Origin of the sequence: Brevibacillus choshinensis (assembly GCF_016811915.1) — a bacterium.
GTDB classification, from domain to species: domain Bacteria; phylum Bacillota; class Bacilli; order Brevibacillales; family Brevibacillaceae; genus Brevibacillus; species Brevibacillus choshinensis_A.
The window spans coordinates 2,295,243-2,310,040 of sequence record NZ_CP069127.1 but is presented as its reverse complement, the minus strand read 5'-3'; the positions used below and the strand labels follow the sequence as shown (position 1 = coordinate 2,310,040).

The 14,798-nt window shown below is 51.4% G+C and carries 15 protein-coding genes; 5 read left to right on the top strand and 10 right to left on the bottom strand.

Annotation, left to right across the window (positions count from 1 at the left end):
• Nucleotides 1-107: 107 nt before the first annotated feature.
• Both JNE38_RS11795 and ftsW read left to right on the top strand, forming a co-directional pair.
• Nucleotides 108-452 (top strand): YugN family protein, encoded by a 345-nt coding sequence (locus JNE38_RS11795; RefSeq protein ID WP_203356723.1) that lies wholly within the window; start codon nt 108-110, stop codon nt 450-452.
• 82 nt (nt 453-534) lie between these two features.
• Nucleotides 535-1,707, top strand: coding sequence for a putative lipid II flippase FtsW (gene ftsW / locus JNE38_RS11790; RefSeq protein WP_203356722.1), 1,173 nt, complete (start codon nt 535-537; stop codon nt 1,705-1,707).
• A 158-nt stretch (nt 1,708-1,865) separates the two neighbouring features.
• On the opposite strand, the gene JNE38_RS11785 is transcribed toward ftsW, so the two are convergent.
• Together JNE38_RS11785 and JNE38_RS11780 are read right to left on the bottom strand one after the other, a co-directional pair.
• Nucleotides 1,866-2,198 carry an Asp23/Gls24 family envelope stress response protein gene (locus JNE38_RS11785; RefSeq protein ID WP_203356721.1) on the bottom strand — a complete coding sequence of 111 codons (333 nt, stop codon included), beginning with the start codon at nt 2,196-2,198 and terminating at the stop codon, nt 1,866-1,868.
• 76 nt (nt 2,199-2,274) lie between these two features.
• On the bottom strand, nt 2,275-3,903 hold the full coding sequence (locus JNE38_RS11780; protein WP_203356720.1) for a thiamine pyrophosphate-binding protein: 1,629 nt from the start codon (nt 3,901-3,903) through the stop codon (nt 2,275-2,277).
• A 146-nt stretch (nt 3,904-4,049) separates the two neighbouring features.
• Here JNE38_RS11780 and sleB point away from each other — a divergent pair, with 146 nt between their 5' ends.
• Nucleotides 4,050-4,829 carry a spore cortex-lytic enzyme gene (sleB, locus tag JNE38_RS11775; RefSeq protein WP_203356719.1) on the top strand — a complete coding sequence of 260 codons (780 nt, stop codon included), beginning with the start codon at nt 4,050-4,052 and terminating at the stop codon, nt 4,827-4,829.
• Between the two features lie 72 nt (nt 4,830-4,901).
• Here the strand turns inward: sleB and JNE38_RS11770 are convergent, their stop codons facing one another.
• Complete coding sequence (locus JNE38_RS11770; protein ID WP_203357519.1) at nt 4,902-5,159, bottom strand: hypothetical protein; 258 nt, start codon at nt 5,157-5,159, stop codon at nt 4,902-4,904.
• Nucleotides 5,160-5,303: 144 nt separating this feature from the next.
• Between JNE38_RS11770 and cax the strand changes: the two genes are divergently transcribed.
• On the top strand, nt 5,304-6,347 hold the full coding sequence (gene cax / locus JNE38_RS11765) for a calcium/proton exchanger (RefSeq protein ID WP_203356718.1): 1,044 nt from the start codon (nt 5,304-5,306) through the stop codon (nt 6,345-6,347).
• A 60-nt stretch (nt 6,348-6,407) separates the two neighbouring features.
• On the opposite strand, the gene JNE38_RS11760 is transcribed toward cax, so the two are convergent.
• From JNE38_RS11760 to JNE38_RS11735, 6 genes are all read right to left on the bottom strand, one after another.
• Complete coding sequence (locus JNE38_RS11760) at nt 6,408-7,742, bottom strand: sodium-dependent transporter (protein ID WP_203356717.1); 1,335 nt, start codon at nt 7,740-7,742, stop codon at nt 6,408-6,410.
• A gap of 393 nt (nt 7,743-8,135) precedes the next feature.
• The gene (locus tag JNE38_RS11755; RefSeq protein ID WP_055743407.1) at nt 8,136-8,417 is read right to left on the bottom strand and encodes an Fpa/YlaN family protein; all 282 of its coding nucleotides are present in this window, start codon (nt 8,415-8,417) and stop codon (nt 8,136-8,138) included.
• Nucleotides 8,418-8,510: 93 nt separating this feature from the next.
• Entirely contained in the window at nt 8,511-9,443 is a 933-nt protein-coding gene (gene glsA, locus JNE38_RS11750; protein ID WP_203356716.1) for a glutaminase A, read from the bottom strand.
• A 194-nt stretch (nt 9,444-9,637) separates the two neighbouring features.
• Nucleotides 9,638-10,807, bottom strand: a complete 1,170-nt coding sequence (locus tag JNE38_RS11745) for a MalY/PatB family protein (protein ID WP_203356715.1) — start codon at nt 10,805-10,807, stop codon at nt 9,638-9,640.
• A gap of 126 nt (nt 10,808-10,933) precedes the next feature.
• Entirely contained in the window at nt 10,934-12,463 is a 1,530-nt protein-coding gene (locus JNE38_RS11740; RefSeq protein ID WP_203356714.1) for an AbgT family transporter, read from the bottom strand.
• A 30-nt stretch (nt 12,464-12,493) separates the two neighbouring features.
• On the bottom strand, nt 12,494-13,684 hold the full coding sequence (locus JNE38_RS11735; protein ID WP_203356713.1) for an amidohydrolase: 1,191 nt from the start codon (nt 13,682-13,684) through the stop codon (nt 12,494-12,496).
• A 232-nt stretch (nt 13,685-13,916) separates the two neighbouring features.
• Here JNE38_RS11735 and JNE38_RS11730 point away from each other — a divergent pair, with 232 nt between their 5' ends.
• On the top strand, nt 13,917-14,423 hold the full coding sequence (locus JNE38_RS11730) for a molybdopterin-binding protein (protein WP_203356712.1): 507 nt from the start codon (nt 13,917-13,919) through the stop codon (nt 14,421-14,423).
• A 95-nt stretch (nt 14,424-14,518) separates the two neighbouring features.
• Here the strand turns inward: JNE38_RS11730 and JNE38_RS11725 are convergent, their stop codons facing one another.
• Complete coding sequence (locus JNE38_RS11725) at nt 14,519-14,656, bottom strand: sporulation histidine kinase inhibitor Sda (RefSeq protein ID WP_203356711.1); 138 nt, start codon at nt 14,654-14,656, stop codon at nt 14,519-14,521.
• Nucleotides 14,657-14,798 lie beyond the last annotated feature (142 nt).

Sequence of the window (14,798 nt, the reverse complement as noted above, 5' to 3'; positions counted from 1 at the left end):
GTAATTCAGGTCATCTACCCACATGACTGACTTATACATTGCGCTTCTTCCAAAAACAGACTATCATTAATAAGTGAAAATCTTACCTTTTTGTAGGAGGAAAAAGAATGGTTATCAAGGACACTGGGGTTGGCACAAAAGAAGTCTTTTTCGCCGATCTGGAGCACTACATGAGCGATCTCGGTTTTGACCGTGGTGCTTGGGATTACAAACACGCTACATACGATTATAAAATCCAAGATAAAGGGAACGTTTACTACCTGCGTCTGGAAGCAAACGTGACCGAAGGAAAGCTGGAGGATTCCCACGCTGTCCTGAAACTGGAAGACCCTTATATGGGCAAACATCTTTTCCCGCACGGCTTGGATTATGACTACCCAATCCCTGATTCTGTCATCAAATCGGCCAAACTCAAACTGCAAATGCTGAACGAAAAACTCTCCTCGCACTAGTCACAGCCAGCATTTCAAATGAAAACGTGCAAACAAACAGAGAGGCGTCCCCTCTCTGTTTCACGTAGAAGGGGGTTCTACGATGAAAACACGGGGCGTTCCTGACTTTTTGTTACTGTTTCTAACCGCCCTGATCGTTGGGTTTGGCATCACAATGGTACTCAGCTCAAGCTCGATCTTTGCATTGACCAGCTTTACCTCAAACGGCTGCAGTTACTGCAACGGCGATGAATTGTACTTTGTGAAACGGCAAATTCGCTTTTTGGTATTAGGCATTGTCGGGATGCTGGTTGCCATGAACATTCCCTTCTCCTTTTACAAACGCAATTTCTTGCTGATTGCCATCGTGAGCTTCTTTTCCTTGCTGCTGGTATTGATTCCAGGGATCGGGGAAGACATCAAGGGAGCGCGTTCCTGGTTCCGTATCGGTTCGGCAAGTCTCCAGCCAGCTGAATTTGCCAAGCTCGGGCTGATCCTGTACTTGGCTGCGATCGTCGCCAAAAAAGGAGACGGCATCGGCAAATTAAAATCAGGTCTGATGCCTCCGCTTTTGGTGACCGGGCTGTTTTTTCTGCTGATCGTCGCGCAGCCTGACCTCGGTTCGGCCGCCATTTTGCTTGGCACTGCGCTGATTGTTCTGGTCTGTGGGGGGGCAAAGATTCGACATTTGATCGTAATCGGCGGGCCTGTCGTCACTCTTGCCTTGGCTGCCTACATTACCGTAAAGCAGCACGCCTTGAACCGGATCAACTCCTATCTCGACCCATGGAGTGATCCTTTGTACACGGGCTACAACATTATTCAGTCGTGGATCGCGATCGCACACGGCGGACTTTCAGGCACAGGGTTTGGTAAAAGCATCCAGAAATATTTGTACTTGCCCGAAGCCCATACCGATTTCATTTTTTCGATCATTTCGGAAGAGCTCGGTTTCATCGGTGCTTCCATCTTCTTGCTCATCTATTTGCTGTTCTTGCTTCGAGGCATCCATATTTGCCTGCGCGTCAAGGATACGTTTGCCAGCCTCGTGGGAATCGGTGTCATCAGCATGATCGCCCTGCAAGCTGCCGTTAACATCGGTGGGGTGACAGGGATTATCCCGCTGACAGGCGTCCCCCTTCCCTTTATCAGCTATGGCGGGTCATCCTTGCTCGTCTGTCTGATCTCCACAGGCATTTTGCTGAATGTGTCCAGGGAAGTGAGCAGGCAAAAGGTGGACGAGCAGGTCACCAGGACGACGTATACCGTTTCATGAAAGAGGAATCCATCCTACTTCGCAAAAGCCGCCTGAACGGGCGGCTTTTTGTGTACCGTTGTCCTTTGCAAACAAAAAGGCATCTCAACGTATGTTGAAATACCTGAAGGACGAGTGATTTTCCAATTCTTACTGTATCTTATCATGTAAGCGGGAGATTATTTTACCTCGATGGCTTCCACCCGAACATTGATGGCTTCGACCAGCAGACCTGTCAAATGCTCCACAGCCTCTTTGACTCGCTCCTGCAAGGTCTGGCATACGTGATGGATGGGCGTTCCATAGCGCACAGAGACGCGCATATCGATCGTGACACGGTCTTCTTGCATCGAGACACTGATCCCTTTCGATCCACCATTAATTTTCTTGGCAATATCCTGATAAAGTCCACCAGAACGAACGGATACCTCCAGCACTTCTTCTACTGCCGCTCCAGCGATGACAGCAATCACCTGATCTGCTACCCTGATTTCACCGAGCTTTTCCACCATCTGGACGCCCTCCTCCTTCGCCCGATTAGTAACCTCTCCCACCAATATTTCTCACTTTTCTCTCATTATAAACAAATCAAGCTTGGGCTTGGAAGGGAATTTGTTTTTTTCTCTCCGATAATGTCGGAGGCGTGCAGGAGACGTCGAGCAGTGTCAAACGCTCGACATCCCGCAGCTCATTCAAGGTAGAGCGCAAGTCAGCAATTGTCTGTACCGCCCGACCGTCGACTCCACACGCCTCGGCCCAACGTACAAAATCCGGATTGCGCAGCTTCATTCCAAACGGCGTATAGCCCGCCTGCTTCATCTTGATCTCTTCCAGTCCAAGCGTGGCGTTGTTGACCACCACCAACAAAATGGAAACGCTCTGCTCGACTGCCGTCATCAACTCAGCCAAGTGCATCTGCAAACCACCGTCGCCCGTTAGGCAAACCACTTGCCGCTCAGGATGACTGAGCTTGGCGGCTATCGCAGCGGGCAACCCAAACCCCATCGTCCGCCATTTGCCTGAAAACAGGGGAAACTGGGCGCTGGCTCGAAAAGCACGGTTAAACCAAAGGGTGTGCTCGCCGGTATCCAGCGTAATGATCGCATCCTCTTTGAGGACATTCCCCAATTCATGAATCAACGTTTCCGGTTTGATCCGTTCATCAGCGCCCTGATCCGTGAGTCGCTCCGTTTCCTCCCAAAACTCCGCATGCCATCGTTCTACCTGTTCCTCCCAAGCATCGTCCAGTTCACGCATTTCTAAACGCCTTGTCCACAGCGAAAGCACATCATCGAGATTGGCGATCACGGAAAACAGCTGCGGATGCGCGTGGACGGAATCGGGGTGGGAATCGACCTGGATAATGGGTAGATATTTCGGTATGTAGGAACGTGGGAACCAGCTTGCCCCCAAAATCACCAGCAAATCCGCCTTCGCCAAAGCATGCAAACCAGATTCACTCCCCCCTTCGCCCAGACCACCCAGGACAAGAGGATGGGATTCATCGAGCATTCCCTTCGCTCCTAAGGTGAGCAGCACCCCTGCCCCTAGCTGCTCAGCTAGTCTGCGGCAGCCTTTCGCCTCCTGCCTTGCACCCACACCGAGCAGCAGCACTGGTTTCTTTGATCGCAGGAGAAGCTCTGCCGCCTGCTCCATCTCGATACGATCCGGACTGATGGACGAGGCCACTCTCGGCAGTTCCGGTATGATTCTGGACTGCGTCAGTTGGCCAAACACATCCTTGCAGATGGCAATATGCGAAACTCCCCTTTGCTCCGACGAAGTGACGAATGCTTTATGCAAAACCATCCCAATCGCATCCGGATGGGTGACTGTCGTCGTATATTTGCAGACAGGCCTCATCACGTCCTCTTGGGGGATGTACTGTTTATACGCTCCTCCCAGCTTGTATGTTTCTACCTGACCGGTAATCGCCACCACAGGGACTCGGTCCGCCCATGCATCCGCCAGTCCATTCAACAAATTGATCGAGCCCGGCCCCATCGTAGCCGTGCAGACGGACGGACGGCCAGTGAGCTTTGCCTCCGCGCTTGCCATCATGGCAGCTGCTGCCTCATGCTTGCACGACACATAATGGATCTCCTCCTGATTCCCCAAACTCTCCAGCCAAGCAAATAGAGCATCTCCTGCGACGCCATAGATTCGCTTTACTCCCCATTTTGTCAGTTGAGCGGTAAGAAACGTTGCGACCTGCATCCTGCTGCACTTCCCTTCCTCGAGTCATTCCCGTTCACGCGATAGTTTGCTCTTTCTCCAGTATTTTACTAAGACTCGATTTCGATAGTTGGAGAACCTAATCTCTATCATCTGGTGTTTAGCACCCTTGTGAAGGAGGATTTGCCATGAAACAGCCTTATAAATGGCTGATGGCCGCAGCAGTACTTGCGATTCTAATCACGACAGCAGTAGTGGTTTACCCAATGCGATCGGATGCGTTCAGCCAACAAATCGTCAAGGTTGGGGCAGAAGGATCAGACGTCCGCGAGATGCAATATCGACTGAAACATTTGGGATTCTACACAGGAAAGGTGGACGGCGTCTTCGGTTGGCGTTCGTATTGGGCTCTGCGCAACTTCCAATATGAATTCGGATTGCCTATAGACGGCGTGCTCGGAGCCAAAACAAAGCTGAAGCTGTACAACGCGACGAGTGGCTACAGACCCACCGCAGAAGACCTGGGTGTTCCGCAAACGGCGCAGGGAACACCGCCCACAACCACCGCTCCTGCTCCCGCTCCCGCAAAAGAGACCTTTCATGCAGCAGGGATTTCGGAAAATGATCTGCGCCTGATGGCAAACGCGGTGTACGGGGAATCCCGCGGGGAGCCATACATCGGACAAGTAGCGGTGGCTGCAGTTATCCTCAATCGGACCAAAAACCCAGCCTTCCCGAATACTCCTGCAGGCGTCATCTTTGAACCGCGTGCTTTTACGGCAGTAGCAGATGGACAAATCTGGCTCACACCGAACGAAACATCCAAACGGGCCGTCAATGATGCGCTCAAAGGCTGGGACCCGACTGGCGGAGCGATCTACTACTTCAATCCGGACACAGCCACATCCGGATGGATTTGGAGCCGTCCGCAAATCAAAAAGATCGGTCGCCACATTTTCTGCCGCTAATCGCTTTCCTGCAACGAAAAACAGGCACGCGGGTCCGAGACTCACGTGCCTGTTTCTTTTTGCGTGACGCTCCTAGGAGCGTTGATTTTTCATGTGCTCGGCCATCTTGACGAATCGCTCTTCCGACTCGGTCGTTCCACAAACCCCGCATTGGATCAAGTAGGCGTCTCCGTTGTACGGCTTGTGAAAGAGGTCCAACTGGTCAGCGGATAACTCGGCAACCACCTCTCCTGACTGCGGGTCGAGTCGCATGTAACGGGGTGTTTGTTCGATTACCGTAAACCGCATGCGATTCGATTTACACGTCGGACACAAGTAAGGCACTGTCATGTTTGCCACCTCCCATTCGTTGTTCACCGTTTAGTTTCTTCCTGTTGAGGAACTCTATACTATCGGGAAGGCGCATAGGGTAATAGTGGTGTAATAGTGCTTGCACCCCCGCAAGACAGAAAGTACATAAGCAGAGGTGACCGTATGAATTTGCGTCTATTTTTTGCCGTGGTCGGCGCGACCTTCCTCTTGGCCGCATTCGCCCACTACTTCACGGAAAATGAAATGTTCCAGTTCATTACCGCGGCGATCAGCATTGTGTTTTTGGCTGCTTGGCTCGGAAAATCTACCGAAAACGTCGCGCATTACGCGGGTGATCGTATCGGTGGTTTTCTCAATGCGACATTCGGCAATGCCGCTGAGTTGATCATTGCCTTTTTCCTCGTAAAAGAAGGCTTGTTTGAAATGGTGAAAGCCTCTATCACCGGCGCCATCATCGGCAACATGCTGCTGGTGCTGGGGCTCAGCGTCCTGATGGGTGGCCTGAAATTCAAGGAGCAGAAGTTCAATAGCCAGCTGGCTGGTCATAATGCTTCCCTCATGACGCTAGCTATCGTTGCCCTGTTTATCCCGGCGGTTTTCATGAGAGGCTTGCCGCCAGTGAAGATTGAGACGCTCAGCATCGTGATCGCCATCCTCCTCATCCTTGCCTACGTGCTGTGGCTCATCTTCTCGATGATCACCCACAGTGACTTTTTGTCAGACATCGAAGAGCATGAAAGTGAGGCCGTCTGGTCCAAAGGCGTATCCATCCTAATGCTCGCCATCTCTACCGTCTTTGTCGCCCTCGTCTCGGAGTGGCTCGTTCACGGAGTCCAGCACGTCTCCGAAGCAATGGGCTGGTCCGAGCTGTTCGTAGGTGCATTCGTCATCGCGATTATCGGGAACGCAGCCGAGCATAGTGCCGCACTGCTGCTGGCTATGAAAGGAAGAATCGGTGCCGCCGTTGAGATCGCCATCGGCTCCAGCCTGCAAATCGCTCTGTTTGTCGCACCTACCCTCGTGCTCGTCAGCCTCCTGATCGGCAAGCCGATGGACATCGTGTTCACTCCCTATGAGCTGGCAGCCATCGGTGTGGCTACGTTCATCACCATTTCCATTACGAAAGACGGGGCAACCAACTGGTTTGAAGGTGTGCTGTTGCTGACGGTTTACATCATTTTAGGGACAGCATTTTTCTTTGCCTAAGTCCGTTTACAGTCAAAAGGACTGCGCGGCTCATGATGCCCGGCAGTCCTTTTTTGCGCCCTATAAAATTCCCAGCAAATTCAAAAACACAAACAAGATCGCGAGCGGAGCCACGTATTTCAGCAGCACCAGCCACAGAACAAACAGCTTACGCCCAGCGGAGGTACTTGCATTCAGTTCATGAAGAAGGGTCTCCCGCTTCATTTTCAAAGGCACGAACACCGCAATGAGCAGAGCACCCAGCGGCATCAGGATATTGCTGACCAGAAAGTCCATGGCATCAAAAATCGATTTTCCAAAGATGGTAAACTCGCTCCAAACGCCAAACGACAGAGCCGACGGTATTCCCACGATGAAGATGAAGAGCCCGATCAGCCAGGAGAGGTACTTGCGCTTTTTCTCTTCTCCTTTAGCCAGGGAAGCCACGATGATTTCCAGCATCGAAAACGCTGACGTCAACGTCGCAAATAGGAACAAGGCCAGGAAAATCCACAAGAACAGGCTGCCAAGCGCAATCTTTTCAAAGACAGAAGGCAGCACAATAAAGAGCAAGCCCGGCCCTGCAGTCGGCTCGACCCCCAGTGAGAATACAGCAGGGAAAATGGCCAGTCCCGCAAACAGGGAGACCAACAGATTCAAGCCAACGATCGAACCTGCGGAACGCACCAGGCTCTCATTCTTTGCCAGATAAGAGCTGTAGGTCACCATAACGGATACGCCTACACTCAGCGAGAAGAACGATTGACCCAGGGCATACAGGATGGTCTGCGAACTCAGCTTGGAGAAGTCTGGACTGAGAAAAAAGGAGATTCCTGCCATCGCCCCGTCCAGCGTAAGCGATCGAAACATCAAGATGAGAAATAGAATAAACAAGGCCGGCATCATGTATTTATTGGCGGATTCAATCCCGCTCTGCACCCCGCGGGCTACTACCCAAGATGTGATCAGCATAAAGATGAGCTGAGCAAAAACCGCACCAGTCGGATTGCTGATGACCGTTCCAAACAGCTGATCATAAGCGGGTCCCGTGATCTGACCCATGAGCCCTTTCACCAAATAAGTGAGGATCCAGCCTCCTACCACACTGTAGAACGACAGCAAGAGAAAACACGTAACGACGCCGAGGCGCCCAATCCAATGCCACAGTGTTCCGGGAGCAACTGCCTTGTACGCGCTGATGGCCTCCTTTTGTGTGCTGCGCCCAATGGTAAACTCCCCGAGCAACAGCGGAAGCCCAATCACCACCGTGAAGATCAGGAACAAAAGAAAAAAGGCGCCACCCCCGCTGGTTCCTACGATATACGGAAACTTCCAAATTGCTCCCAGACCAATCGCGGACCCTGCTGCTGCCAGGATGAACCCGAGCCTGCTCGTCCACTGCTCTGTCTGTTTCATACCCCTTCACTCCTAATCTGTAACTCTCTTGATAAAATAAAAAAACCCGCCCCCAAAAAGGGACGAGTTCTGTTTATTCTCGCGGTACCACCCTACTTAGACAACAGCTGCCGTGAGCTGACTGTCTCGCTTTGCCATCTGTAACGGAATGACCCAAATGCTCCAGAGTGAATTCCACGGGACACACTTCAAAGCTGCTTCCAGTCTCTGGCAGCTTCTCCCTGACAAGCGGTTGATCCGTTTACTAGTCTCTATCTTCGCATTTACACATATCAAAAAATATATCTATTAATGTAATGTACACGTTACTAATATGCAATACTTTTTTTCAATTTGGCTAAATCTAATTAGAAGCAAAATGAAAAGCGAGGAATATCGCTGTTCTCCTCGCTTTTACCTTTGGTTATACAGTTCATGGAGATGGGCCAATTTGCGTTCCAGGGAACCCATAATTTCGCGTCCGATCTCTTCTTCAATCAGTCCCAGGCGAACCGCATACTCTACTTCGCGGGAGAGCCCAAACATTTGTGTATCCAATACCTCTTCATACAGCGGGCACTGCGGCATGGTCAGGTTTTCCATCTGTACGTCGATCAGCTTGTAAATTTTGTCCGCGTCTGCTTGAAGCAACGCTAGCGCTTTTTGTTCCAGATCGGGAACCTTAATTTCTGTCAAAACCTATCCCTCCGTTTGCCTCCATCCTTATCATACATAGTACGCGATTCTCGGCCATTTGAAAAGGGGAGAAGGAGCAACAACTGCAAGAAGCTAAAAGATACCAAGATTCCATTCCTTTGAGAGCGACTCCAGCAGGTTCACACCAGAGACAGAGTTCCCTTTTTCATCCAGAGCAGGTCCAAAAACACCAATGCCCATTCTTTGTGGAACGGTCGCCATGATCCCTCCTGCCACGCCGCTTTTTGCCGGGATGCCCACGTCAATCGCAAATTCTCCGGACGCATTGTACATCCCGCATGTCACCATAAAGGTCTTGCAGATACGTGCGACTTCGGCCGGAAACACCCGATCCCCTGTATAGACGTCTATGCCATCCGCCGCGAGTACCATCCCTAGTCTCGCAACTTCTTTGGCCGTCACCTCGATGGAGCAATGCTGGAAATATAAATCCAGTGTTTCCTCAACATCTCCGGTTAAAACACCGCTGTCCTTCAAAAACCAGGCAAGAGCCCGATTGCGATCGGCTGTTTTCTTTTCGGAGCAATAGACTGCATGGTTTACCTGAATTTCCGGATTCCCAGTCATCTTGCGCAGCATGTCCAGGATGCAATCCAGCCTCGCCTGCACGTTTTTCCCTCGAATCATACCCGCAACCGCGATTGCCCCTGCATTGATCATTGGATTCAGCGGCTTGTGCGGCTTGATCGTCTCCAGCTTGATAATCGAGTTGAAAGGATCCCCTGTCGGCTCCTTCCCTACACGCTCAAATACGTATTGCTGCCCGTTCTGGCAGAGGGCGACAATGAGCGAAAAGATCTTGGAGATGCTCTGCAGGGTAAAAGGCTTGTCGGCTTCTCCGGCAGAGAGGATCGTTCCATCCGGCAAACAGATGCTCACCCCAAGCTGGCAAGGATCTTCCTTGGCCAATTCTGGGATATAAGAGGCGACCTTCCCGTTCCCCGTGCAAGTCTGTGCATCATCACGGAGTCTTTTCAATTGTTGAGTTGCTAGCTCGAGGTTCATCTGCGGTCCCCTTTTTCGGAAGTTTCAACATCGGTATGGAATAAATTGTAGAGAGGAAAATTCCCGGTGTCAAACAGGCGAGAGTTTGGCAATGCCGTTTCACCTTTTGGACAAGTGGATCGGACGAGAAACATCTGTATCCACTGCTAAGCACATGGAATATGATTCTCGTCCGGGACTAGAAGTTCACTCCGCTAGCTGTGGATTGCCTTCTCCAACCGCTCCATCGCCTCCACCAATAGCGATCTCGGGCAAGCGAAGTTGATCCGCTGGAATCCTTCTCCTTCCGTACCAAACCCAGCCCCGTCGTTCAGGCCTAATTTGGCCTTCTGGCGGAGCAATCGATTCAATTCTGCGGGCTCCAATCCGAGCTTGCGAAAATCCATCCAGCCCAAGTACGTCGCTTGCGGAATGTTCATCGTGACCTGTGGAATTCTCGCTTTCAGAAATTCATGGAGATAGACAGCGTTCCCATGCAAGTAGACCAGCAATTCGTCCAGCCATTCTTCTCCGTGGCGATAGGCAGCCACAGCCGCTTCCATCCCGAATAGATTGATGTGCTCGTTCCCCATTTTTCCTGCCATTTGATTGAAGCTCTTGAGCAGCTTTGTGTTTGGAGTGAGCATATAGGACGTAAACAATCCTGCCAGATTAAACGTTTTGCTCGCGGCGTGGAAGGTAACGCTTTGCTCGGCAATCTGCGGAGACAGCGTATAAAACGGAGTATGACTCCCCTTTTCGTAGACAAGGTCGGCGTGAATCTCATCGGAAATAACGATGACGCCGTTTTCCACACACAAGCTCCCCAAGCGTTCCAGCTCTTGTCTCGTCCAGACTCGACCTACCGGATTGTGCGGACTGCACAGAATCATCAGCTTGACGCGCTCATCACAAAGCTTTTGAGCAAGATCGTCCCAATCCATCTCGTACTGCCCCTCGCGCTCCAGCAAGCTGCTCCGTACGACCTGACGCCCCCGATTCTCGATCGCAATGGCAAACGGATGATAGACCGGAGTCTGGATCAGAACCTTGTCTTCCGGCGCCGTGAATGCGTCGATTGCTACGTGAATGCCAGGGACGACACCAGCGACACTAGTCATCCAGCTTTGCTCCACGGACGCCCCGTAGCGTTTTTGAATCCATTCCTGCAGCGCCTCATAGTAAACTTTTTGCTTCATCGGATAACCGTAGATCGGATGGGTTGCCCTTTTGATGAGAGCCTCCGTCACGGCCGGCGGACAGGCAAAGTCCATGTCAGCCACCCACAGAGGGAGCATCCCTTCTCCGTTCACGTCAGGATTTGACGTCTCCCACTTCACGCTATTCGTTCCTGTGCGATCGATCCGCTTATCAAAATCGTACATGTGATCCACCCCGTTTTCTCGTTTCCTTCTTTTTCAGAATATACGCTTTTTTGACTGTTGTCCAAGAGATGAGTGCAAGTCATGGAAAAAAGAGCCGCGCCAAGTGGCACGACTCTTTTTTCAGGATTAACGCGGATATACACCCGGACCGACTGGCAGGTCAAGGAAGTACCAAATTGCCATCTGAATGATCCAGACGACCAGGAAGACGATGGCGTACGGAGTCATCGTAGCGAAGATGGTGCCCATCCCCGCATTCTTGTTGTACTTTTGATAGAAGGCCAAAATAAGCGGCAGATACGGATTCACCGGTGAGATCGTATTCGTGGCTGAATCAGCGATCCGGTAGGCTACCTGGATAAAGGCAGGGCTGTAGTCGAGAAGCATCAGCATCGGCATGAACACAGGAGCGAGAATCGCCCACAGAGCGGATCCACTCGTAATGAACAAGCTGCAAATCCCTGTGAACAGTGTAAATCCGATGACGATCGGAAGTCCTGTAAGTCCGATGCTCTTCATGAAGTCAGCGCCGTGCACGGCCATCAGGATTCCGATGTTGCTCCAGTTGAAAAAGGCGATGAATTGAGCTGCTGTGAAAGCCAGAACGATAAAGCCGGACATATCCTTGATCGCTTCAGACATGTAATGAGGCATGTCCTTTGAAGTCTTGATCAGTCCCATTACCTTTCCATAAACGAACGAAATGGTCACGAAGAACAAGAGAATGATCGGAATGATGCCTTTCAAGAACGGAGAGGTCAAGAAATCGCCCGTTTTCGGGTCGCGAAGCAGCGATCCCTCCGGCACGACCAGCACAGCAAGAATGGCGATGAAAATCAAAGCGACGATCCCTGTAACGCGCAGCGCCTTGTTTTCTTGCGGCGTGAGCTCGTCGAATTCCACACTGGTGTCTCCCTTGAAAGTGCCCAGGCGCGGCTCAATCACCTTGTCCGTAATCCATCCACCGATAAACGCCAAAATGAATACTGAGGCAGACATGAAGAACCAGTTGTCAACAGGTGTGACATGAGCTTTCGGATCGATCGTTTGGGCCACAGAGGTACTGATACCGGACAAGAGAGCATCGGTCCCCGCGATAAACAGGTTGGCTGTGAATCCGGATGAAACACCTGCCATCCCGGCAGCGAACCCGGCGATCGGATGACGCCCCATGGCCAGAAAGACAAGTCCGCCCAGAGGTGGGATGATCACCATGGCTGCGTCGGAGGCGAGGTTTCCCAGTACTCCGACGAAGACGACTGCGTAACTGACGATCGCTGTGGGCACGTGTGACATCATCTTGCGGAGTACGGTTGTCAATAGCCCCACTTTTTCCGCCAGCCCGATCCCGAGCGTCATCGCCAAGACAAGACCGAGAGCGGGAAACTCCACGAAGTTTTTCAGCATGCTGGTCAAAATCCAGTGAATCCCTTCTACACTGAGCAGGTTTTTGACCGCGACGGCTTCGCCTTTTCCTGGATGGATGACCGATAAATTCATCGCCGAGAGGATCGCCGAGACGACCATCAGCACCCCACATAGGATGACGAAGAGCATGAACGGATGGGGAAGCTTGTTCCCAGCCGTTTCGATCCATTTCAAGATTCCTTTCTGTTTTTGCAGCTCTGTTTCCATTCCTGCTGCGCCATTTGCCATGTTACCCCGCCCCCATTTCACATGTAATTTCTACCCGGATGTCTCTGCTGATGCCTTGCAAATGTACTTGACAAACAGTTTGACACCGTCTTGCAGCGCGTCTTCATCCACGGTGAATCGCGGATGGTGATGCGGATAGACAATACCCTTCTCTTCATTGCCTGCTCCCACGAGGATAAAGCAGCTCGGCACAACATCGGAAAAGGCGGAAAAATCCTCGCCTCCCATCATCGGTGACAGCTGTAAAAGCACCGCTTCTCCCCATTCATCGACAATCAGTTCCTCAACCGATCGCGTGACCGCCTCGTCGTTGACAACCGAGCCATAGCCGTAGCGGTAGTCAAAGCTGTACGTCGCGCCGTGTGCCAGTGTAGTCCCTTTGATGATTCTCTCCATACTGGTGACAGCCAGCTCCCTCATCTCAGGTGCAAAGCTGCGTACCGAACCGCTCAGCTGTGCCCGATCCGGGATCACATTGTACGCACCTGTCCCTCCGTGAAAATTCGTCACGGAGACGACCAGCTTCTCGAGTGGGTCCGCGTTCCTTGAAACGATATGCTGCAAGCTGGAGATGACCTGCGCTCCGATTGCTACCGGATCGACTGACGAATTCGGAGTCGAGGCATGCCCCCCCTTACCTTGGATCGTGATATCAAACCGGTCCGAATTAGCAGTGACCGCTCCGTATGTCAGCCCGATTTTGCCGACAGGGAGATGTGACATCAGATGAATTCCCAGCATCAGATCGACACCCTCTGTCACGCCGGCTTTCACCATCTCTTGCGCCCCGCCCGGATGCATTTCTTCCGCGTGCTGAAAAAGAAAACGCACCTCTCCTGCGATGTGATCGCGCACCTGGGAGAGCACTTTTGCTGCCCCTAAAAGCATGGCCGTATGACCGTCGTGTCCACAGGCATGCATCACACCTGGCACCTGGGAGGCGTACTCGAATTCATTTTCTTCGGCAATGGCCAGCGCATCCATGTCCGCGCGAAGGCCAATCACTTTTCCTGGCCGATTCCCGATGAGTCTCGCCATGACACTCGTTTTGGTAGGGCGTGACAGCTCCAGATTTCCAAAGGAATGCAGCAGCCCATAGACAAATTGAGCCGTTTTTTCCTCCTGAAAGGACAGCTCGGGGTGTCTGTGCAAGTGGCGGCGCCACTGGATCACATCATCCCGCACAGATTCAAGCAAGGTAGAGACTTTCTCTTGATTCATCAACGCAATCTCCTCCTTTGAACTGGATGCAACGAATGCAGAATGGGTAGGTTATACACTCCTCTTATATAAGCATTCGATAATTTTAATATAATTATATAAACTCAGAATTGGCTGTCAATGATTTTGAGACCAATTTCTGAAATTTTCGTTATATTACTTACGTTTGCCGACCTCGGTGAACTTGCAGTAGAATGAGAAATGAGATTGATAGATTACGGAGGTATGCTTCATGGCTGAAGTTATCGTGTTCAAAGGGGCTATTTCCTTCCCTATTACCTTAGATCCAACCGTTTGGGTGTTCGACGACCGCAAGTTTGATCTTCGCGAATACATCGGTGAGAATGAATCTGTCGACCAGAAGCAAGCCAAATATTTGCAAGGGACAGGCTCCCAGTGGGACAAGGAGCTTCGCGAAGGAGCGCAGCCGCCTTCTGAGCGAAAAAGCCTGGCAGAGGAGCGCAAAGTACTGGAAGGCGACTACGGCATTCGTCTGGAGCCATTTATCAACAATGCCCAGCCGCTCCCGGAAGCCACGCACGTCCGCTTGCACCGCGAAGACCAAGAACCAGTCGAGCTGCCCCTGTCTGAGGCGAAACGCGCGATTCTGCAATTTGCGAAAGACGGCAAACCCATTCGCGAAAAAGGACCGGTCTATTTTTATCTTCCTGAGACACTGCTCGCAAAAGAGGCTCCCATCGACAGCATTACGGTGATGGAGTTCTTCCAATCCAAGTAAACGGCCCGCACAGAAAAAGCCATCCTCCATTATCGGGGGATGGCTTTATCGTTCTTATGACAATATGCTCCTGCCTGCCAATCATGCACCTGCTCTTACGCGCTAACCTGTGAGATGCGGATACCACGGTGGTCTAATTCGGAACGGAGCAGCTCAATAAAAGCAGAATCTAGTTGAAGGTCGACAGCTCGATGATATACTTCTATCAACATTTGATCGCTCAAGTATTTCACCTTTGCTCACCTCCAGCTCGTTTATGTGCCCATTGTATCAAAAGCAAGAATAACGAACAACCGTTCCGATATCCACATCCCATGTTGAAAAGGTGTGGAAAAGATGTGGGCAATTTGTGCGTAACTGGAACAAAACAAGATG

Coding starts and splice junctions, on each gene's coding strand:
- JNE38_RS11795 (WP_203356723.1), top strand. CDS start 108: ATGGTTATCAAGGACACTGGGGTTGGCACAAAAGAAGTCTTTTTCGCC.
- JNE38_RS11740 (WP_203356714.1), bottom strand. CDS start 12,463: ATGGCAAATGGCGCAGCAGGAATGGAAACAGAGCTGCAAAAACAGAAA.
- JNE38_RS11780 (WP_203356720.1), bottom strand. CDS start 3,903: ATGCAGGTCGCAACGTTTCTTACCGCTCAACTGACAAAATGGGGAGTA.
- JNE38_RS11745 (WP_203356715.1), bottom strand. CDS start 10,807: ATGTACGATTTTGATAAGCGGATCGATCGCACAGGAACGAATAGCGTG.
- glsA (WP_203356716.1), bottom strand. CDS start 9,443: ATGAACCTCGAGCTAGCAACTCAACAATTGAAAAGACTCCGTGATGAT.
- JNE38_RS11785 (WP_203356721.1), bottom strand. CDS start 2,198: ATGGTGGAAAAGCTCGGTGAAATCAGGGTAGCAGATCAGGTGATTGCT.
- cax (WP_203356718.1), top strand. CDS start 5,304: ATGAATTTGCGTCTATTTTTTGCCGTGGTCGGCGCGACCTTCCTCTTG.
- ftsW (WP_203356722.1), top strand. CDS start 535: ATGAAAACACGGGGCGTTCCTGACTTTTTGTTACTGTTTCTAACCGCC.
- sleB (WP_203356719.1), top strand. CDS start 4,050: ATGAAACAGCCTTATAAATGGCTGATGGCCGCAGCAGTACTTGCGATT.
- JNE38_RS11730 (WP_203356712.1), top strand. CDS start 13,917: ATGGCTGAAGTTATCGTGTTCAAAGGGGCTATTTCCTTCCCTATTACC.
- JNE38_RS11735 (WP_203356713.1), bottom strand. CDS start 13,684: ATGAATCAAGAGAAAGTCTCTACCTTGCTTGAATCTGTGCGGGATGAT.
- JNE38_RS11760 (WP_203356717.1), bottom strand. CDS start 7,742: ATGAAACAGACAGAGCAGTGGACGAGCAGGCTCGGGTTCATCCTGGCA.
- JNE38_RS11770 (WP_203357519.1), bottom strand. CDS start 5,159: ATGACAGTGCCTTACTTGTGTCCGACGTGTAAATCGAATCGCATGCGG.